We start from the raw sequence: 6309 nt of genomic DNA, 5'->3' as shown, positions 1-6309 counted from the left end.
GGCGCCCTGGCGCTGCTGGCCGTGCTGCTCGCCCTGCCGGAGAGCCACGCGCCGCGCGGGCATGGCGAGGGCGGGCTGCGCCAGAGCCTGACGGGCTATGCCCGCGTGCTGCGCTGCCGCCCCTTCCTGGGCTATGCGCTGGCCTCCGGCGCCGCGATCGGCGGCGCCTATGCCGAGGTGGCGGCGGCCCAGGCGCTGTTCCAGGGACATCTGGGCTGGGGGGCGGGCAGCATCAGCCTGGCCACCGCCCTTTACGCGGCGGGCTTCCTGATCGGCGGGCTGGCGGCGCCGCGGCTGCGGCTGGGCCCGGCGCAGCGCATCCAGCTCGGCGTCGCGCTGATGCTGGGGGCGGCGCTGGCGCTGCTGGCGCTCGGCCTGACCGGCACGCTGGGCGGCGGGACCGCCATCGCGCTGATCATGCTCTCCCAGGCCGGGGTGGGCTGCATGGCGCCGCCCGCCATCGGCCTGGCGCTGCTGGCGGTGGAGGGCGCGGCGGGCACCGCCAGCGCCGTGCTGGGCGCGCTGCACATGGCGCTCGGCGCCGCCTCGGCCGCGCTGATCGGGCAATTGGTGGCGCAGATCGCCCCGGGGCTGCCGGCGGTGCTGCTGGGGTTTTCCGTGCTGGCGCTGCTGGCGCTGCGGCTGGCGCGGCCCGGCCGGGGCTGAGCCCGGCCGGCGGGCGGCTTACTCCTCGCCCAGCGCGCGGCGGAAGGCGGCGAATTCGGCCGCGCCGGCAAAGGCCTTCTGCGTGCCCTGGCGGGTGATGGAATCGGCGGCGTAGCGCGCGCCCCAGCGCATCGCGGCCAGGGTGTCGCCATGCTCCGCATAGTGCTGCGCGAAGGCGCCCAGGAAGGCATCGCCGGCGCCGCTGGTATCCACCGGCTTCACGGGCACGGCCGGCACGTGCTGCGCCGGGCCGTCGGCGGTGACCAGCAGCGCGCCCTCGCCGCCCAGCGTCACGATCACCTGCTTCACGCCGCGCGCGACCAGGGTGCGCGCCGCGGCCTCGGCCTGATCGCGCGTCTCGGCCGGCAGGCCGGTCAGGATGGAGAGTTCCGTCTGGTTCGGCGCCAGGAAGGTGACGCCCAGGATGCGCGACACGTCGAGCTCCGGCACCGCCGGCGCCGGGTTCAGCAGCACCGGAATGCCGCGCGAAGCCGCCCAGGCGATGGTGTGGTAGACGGTCTCGAGCGGGATCTCGAGCTGCAGCAGGATCAGCCCGCAGCCGGCCAGATCCTCCGCCGCCGCGTCGACATCGGCGGGCAGCAGATGCTCATTGGCGCCCTTGACGATCAGGATGCGGTTCTCGCCCGAGGGCTCGACGAAGATCGGCGCCACGCCGCTCTGCGTGCCCGGCACGGCGCGGGCATGTTTTGTATCGATCCCAAGCTCGCAAAAGTTCTTCAGCGTGCCCTCGCCGAACAGGTCGTCGCCGACGCGGGTGACGAGCATGACATCGGCGCCGAGCCTGGCGGCGGCGACGGCCTGGTTCGCCCCCTTGCCGCCATGGCCCATGCTGAAGGAGGGGGCGGCGAGCGTCTCGCCCGCCGCCGGCAGCCGGTCGGTGTAGGTGATCAGGTCGACCATGTTGCTGCCGACCACGGCGATGCGCGCGCCCATCGAAGCCGCTCCGTTCAAGCCAGGGAAGAGATGGTGCCGGCCAGCCGCGCTGCGGCGTCCCGGTCGAGATAGCCGGCGCGCACGGCGAAGTCCACGCGGCCCTTCGGCGGCAGCAGGCGGACATGGCCCTTGCGCTTCTCCGTCGCGTAGCCCTCGGGCTGGCAGGTGGAGGGCAGCGCGAAGGCGGCCACCTTCTGGTCCGGGTCGTTCAGGATCCAGCGCACGCAGTGCGGCAGCGCCTCGGGATCATAGGACAGGGCGAAGCCATCGCCCTCCGGCCGGCGCAGCATCAGATGCGTCTTTCCATCGCCATCGCGGCCGAGGCCCGACAGATAAAAAACCTGTTCGGGGTCGTAGAGATGCGGCTCGTCCAGCTTCGCCATGCGCGCCGGGTCGCTGGCCAGCGCCTCGATCAGCGCCAGGTAGTCCGGGTTGGGCGTGACATGCGCCGGCACGGCGCGGCGCACCGCCACGCGATCGGGCGTGTAGGGCGCGGCCTGCAACAGCTCCGCCCCCGGCACGAAGGCGAAGTTGACGTGGCACATATACATCAGCTCCATCGGCTTGCCGGAGCGGTTCTCCACGGCGAGGCCGATGTCGAACAGGCTCCGCCCCGGGCGGAGCGTGACCGAGGGCTGGGCGAGGTAGTGCGGGCCGAAGCCCATGACATGGTCGCGGGCGGAGACGGCGCGGAGATACGGGCCGTCCGCATCCTCGCCCCATTCCAGCCAGGCCGATTGCATCTCGGCGCAGGGGAATTCGCCATGCGGCGCGTGGTCGTCCTCGGGCGTCGGCACGCCGTTGCGCAGCAGGCCGCTGTGGAAGGCGAAGCAGCCATAGGTGCCGCCGATGACCGTCGCCGGGCGCGGCATGTCGAAGCCGCTGGCCATGGTGAGGTCGACGCCATCGAAGCGCGCCGCCCAGATCATGCCGCCCATCCAGGGCAGGATTTCTATGAGTCCACGCGCGTTGCTGACGCGCAGCGCGGCGACACCGGACGCATAGCGGTGCAAGGTAGCGCGCAGCTCGCCGGCGGCGAAGACCTCGCGCGGGGCCTCGCCGCACAGCGCCGGGTGCAGGGGGATGGTGGCGGTGACGGCCATGTCAGCGGCTCCGCATGCGCCAGGCGGCGAGGGCGATGGAGAGCAGCAGGAAGCCGCCCCAGATCAGATCCACCAGGAAGTTGCTGAAGCGCATGATCTGCAGCCCGGAGGAGAGCAGCATCAGCGCCACCAGCGCCAACGCGATGCCGGGCACCGAGCCCTTGCCGCCGGCCGGGTTGGTGCCGGCCAGCACCGCGATCAGCACCGCCTGCAACAGATAGGAGGTGCCGTAATCCGACTTCGCCGCATTGGTGCGGCCGGAGAGCAGGATGCCGGCGATGGCGGCCAGCCCACCGGTCAGCATGTAGGAGAGGAAGACGGTGCGCGCGCTGCGCAGCCCGGCGAAGACGGCGGCCTTCGGGTTGGTGCCGATCAGCGTCAAATTGATGCCGAAGGCGGTGCGCGCCAGCAGGAACCAGACCAGCCCGGCGACGACCACGAACACCACCAGCGGCGCCGCGATGCCGAACACCGTGCCATTGCCGATCTGCCCCCAGATCTTTGGGAAGCCGACCACCGCCGGCCCGCCGGTCAGCACCAGGCAGATGCCGGTGAAGACCTGCCCCGTGCCGATGGTGGCCAGGATTGGGGTGACGCGCAGCCGGGTGATCAGGAAGCCGTTGATGGCCCCGGCGATCAGCCCGACGCCGAGGGCGATGCCGATGCCGGCCAGCACCAGCGGCAGCGGCAGGTACACCAGCTCCGGCCCGCGCGGCGCGCCGACGCTGTGGAAGAACAGCCCGGCCAGGATGCAGGCCAGGTTGGCGATGCCGATCACCGACAGGTCGATGCCGCCGGTGAGCATCGCCACCATCATGGCGATGGCCAGCAGGCCGAGCTCGGGCGCGATGAAGGTGATGGATTCGAAGACATAGGGGCGCAGGAAGCGCTCCGGGTTCAGCGCCGCCATGCCGGCGAAGATCAGCACCGTCAGCAGCAGCAGCTGCAGCAGGTTGGTGTCGGTGCGGCGCAGGCGCTGCAGGAGTGCGGACATGCTCTCTCCTCCCCTCAGGCCAGGCGCTTGCGGTCGCGCCAGGCGGTGACCGCGGTGGCCGCGATGACGATCAGCCCCACCACCACACGCTGCCAGGTGGTGTCGACGCCCAGGATGATCAGGCTGTTGGTGATGACCACCAGCGTCAGCACGCCGAGCATGGTGCCGATGACCGAGCCGCGCCCGCCGAAGATGGAGGCGCCGCCCAGCACCACGGCGGCGATGACGTCGAGCTCCAGCCCCACCATGTCGCGCGGGTTGGCGGTCCAGATCATGGCGCCGTGCAGCAGGCCGGCGAAGCCCGCCAGCGCCCCGGCCAGGCCGTAGATGACGAAGGTGGTGCGGCGGATGTTGAAGCCGACGCGCCGCGCCGCCTCCACGCCCCCGCCCATGGCGTAGATGCCACGGCCCAGCATGGTGTGGCGCAGCAGCAGATGCACCGCGATGGCCAGCCCCGCATAGACCAGCACCATCGAGGACAGGCCGGCGACGCTGCCATCGGCCTGGGTGACGTGCAGCACCTCGCCGCGCGCGAAGTCGATCAGCTGCGGCGGCATCTGGCCAATGTTGATCTGGCTGGTGCCGACCACGCCCAGGATGAAACCGCGCACCGCCGTGCCGGTGCCGAGCGTGACGATCAGCGGGATCATGCGCAAATAGTGCACGAAGGCGGCATTCACCAGGCCGAGCCCGAGTCCGATGCCGCTGGCCATCAGGAAGGGCAGGATGACGCCGTCGAAGCCCCAGGCGATCATCGCCTTGATGGTCAGGTACATCGCCGCGATGGCGAAGGCCGGGAAGGACACGTCGATGCCGCCCGAGAGCATCACCAGCAGCACGGCGAGAGCCAGAATGCCGGTGACGACGCTGGCGCGCATCAGGCTGAACAGGTTGGAGGGCTGCCAGAAGACCGGGTTGATGGTGCCGATCACCACCACCGCCAGCACCAGCACGGCGGCCACCATCAGCTCCGGATGGCGGCGCAGCGCATTGGCCAGGCCGCTCATTGCAGCGCCCCCAGCGTCTCGCTCAGCGCGGCCTCGCTGGTGGCGGCGGCGTCCACCTCCTCCACCAGCCGGCCCCGGTGCAGCACCAGGATGCGGTTGCAATTGTCCACCAGCTCCGGCAGGTCGTCGGAGATCATCAGCACTCCCAGGCCGTGATGGCGGGCCAGTTCGCGGATCTTGCGGTGGATGCCGGCCTTGGAGCCGACATCGACGCCGACCGTCGGGCCGTTGAGGATGAGGATGCGCGGCTCGTTCAGCAGCCAGCGGCCGATCACCACGCGCTGCGCGTTGCCGCCGGACAGCTCCGTCACCGGCCGGTTGCCGGTGGGGGTGGCGATGGCCATGGCGTCGATCATGCCGGCCGCCTCCTGCGCCGCGCGGCCGGACTGCAGCACGCCGAAACGGCTGAGCCGGCCATGCGAACTGGCCAGCATGTTGCGGTCGATGGTGGCGGAGAGGAACAGCCCCTCGGTCAGCCGGTCCTCGGGCACATAGGCGATGCCGGCGGCGATGGCGTCCTGCACCGAGCGCAGCCGGGCGGCGCGGCCATCGATGCGGATCTCGCCATCATGCCCCGGCTTCATGCCGAACAAGGCGAGCGCCAGCTCGGTGCGGCCGGAGCCCAGCAGGCCGGAAATGCCGACGATCTCGCCCGGCATCAGCCGCAGGCAGATGTTTTCCAGTTGCCCGGGCACGGTGAGGTTCTCGACCTCCAGCAGCGGCGCGGCCGCCGCGTCGCCTTCCCAGCGATAGCCCTCGGACGCAATCTCCTGCCCGGTCATGGCGCGGGTGATGCTGGCCTCGTCGAACTCGGAGATCGGGCCGGCGGCCACCACCTCGCCGCTGCGGATGACGGTCAGCCGCTCGCTGATCTCCAGCATCTCGCGCATCTTGTGGCTGACGAAGAGCACGGCGATGCCGCGGCTCTGGATGTCGCGCACCACGCGGAACAGCGCCTCGACCTCGCGCCCGGTCAGCGCGGTGGTGGGCTCGTCCATGATCAGCAGGCGCGGGTCGGACATCAGCGCGCGGGCGATGGCCACCAGCTGCTTGCCCGCCGTGGGCAGCGTCTCCACCAGCGCGTCGAGGTCGAGCGCGACGCCGAGCTTGCGCGTCGCCTCCTCGGCGATCCGGCGCACCCGGCGCCAGGAGACGATGCGCGTGCCCGCCTGCAATTCCGTCGACAGCGCCAGATTCTCGGCCACCGTCAGGTTCGGAAACAGCGAAAAATCCTGGTAGATGACCTGCACGCCGCGGGCGATCGCCTCGCGCGGCGTCATGCCCTCGACCTTCTCGCCGTCGATCAGGATCTCGCCGCGATCCGGCCGGTTGACGCCGGAGATGACCTTGATCAGCGTCGACTTGCCCGACCCGTTCTCGCCGGCCAGGCAATGGATCTCGCCCGGGCCGATGGTCAGGGAGACATCCTTCAGCGCATGCACCGCCCCGAAGCTCTTGCCCAGGTGGCGCAACTCAATCAGCGGTCCACTCATTTTTCTTTCGGCTTCCGGTCATGGCCGGGACGGGAGTCGCGGCACGGGGGCCGGGCGCCTGGGCCCTGCCGGTCAGAGCGGCCGCTCCCCTG

Annotated in this window: 6 protein-coding genes; 1 reads left to right on the top strand and 5 read right to left on the bottom strand. The window is 71.1% G+C overall.

Annotated elements, in window-relative coordinates; all coding sequences use genetic code 11:
• On the top strand, positions 1 to 666 hold a 666-nt coding region (locus HMPREF0731_RS16830; RefSeq protein ID WP_040613802.1), incomplete at its 5' end, for an MFS transporter.
• Between the two features lie 18 nt (positions 667 to 684).
• Here HMPREF0731_RS16830 and rbsK read toward each other — a convergent pair.
• The 5 genes from rbsK to HMPREF0731_RS16805 are packed head-to-tail and all read right to left on the bottom strand — an operon-like array spanning position 685 to position 6217.
• Positions 685 to 1620: a ribokinase gene (gene rbsK, locus HMPREF0731_RS16825; protein WP_007005379.1), complete on the bottom strand. Its 936-nt coding sequence runs from the start codon at positions 1618 to 1620 to the stop codon at positions 685 to 687.
• Positions 1621 to 1634: 14 nt separating this feature from the next.
• Positions 1635 to 2723 carry an aldose 1-epimerase family protein gene (locus HMPREF0731_RS16820; RefSeq protein WP_007005378.1) on the bottom strand — a complete coding sequence of 363 codons (1089 nt, stop codon included), beginning with the start codon at positions 2721 to 2723 and terminating at the stop codon, positions 1635 to 1637.
• 1 nt (position 2724) lies between these two features.
• Positions 2725 to 3717: an ABC transporter permease gene (locus HMPREF0731_RS16815; RefSeq protein ID WP_007005377.1), complete on the bottom strand. Its 993-nt coding sequence runs from the start codon at positions 3715 to 3717 to the stop codon at positions 2725 to 2727.
• Between the two features lie 14 nt (positions 3718 to 3731).
• Entirely contained in the window at positions 3732 to 4724 is a 993-nt protein-coding gene (locus HMPREF0731_RS16810) for an ABC transporter permease (protein WP_007005376.1), read from the bottom strand.
• Complete coding sequence (locus HMPREF0731_RS16805) at positions 4721 to 6217, bottom strand: sugar ABC transporter ATP-binding protein (protein ID WP_007005375.1); 1497 nt, start codon at positions 6215 to 6217, stop codon at positions 4721 to 4723. The genes HMPREF0731_RS16810 and HMPREF0731_RS16805 overlap by 4 nt, the downstream gene beginning before the upstream one ends.
• Between the last annotated feature and the right edge of the window lie 92 nt (positions 6218 to 6309).

This window comes from Pseudoroseomonas cervicalis ATCC 49957, assembly GCF_000164635.1.
GTDB classification, from domain to species: domain Bacteria; phylum Pseudomonadota; class Alphaproteobacteria; order Acetobacterales; family Acetobacteraceae; genus Pseudoroseomonas; species Pseudoroseomonas cervicalis.
The sequence above is the reverse complement of the archived record's forward strand: the minus strand, read 5'-3'. Positions and strand labels throughout refer to the sequence as shown.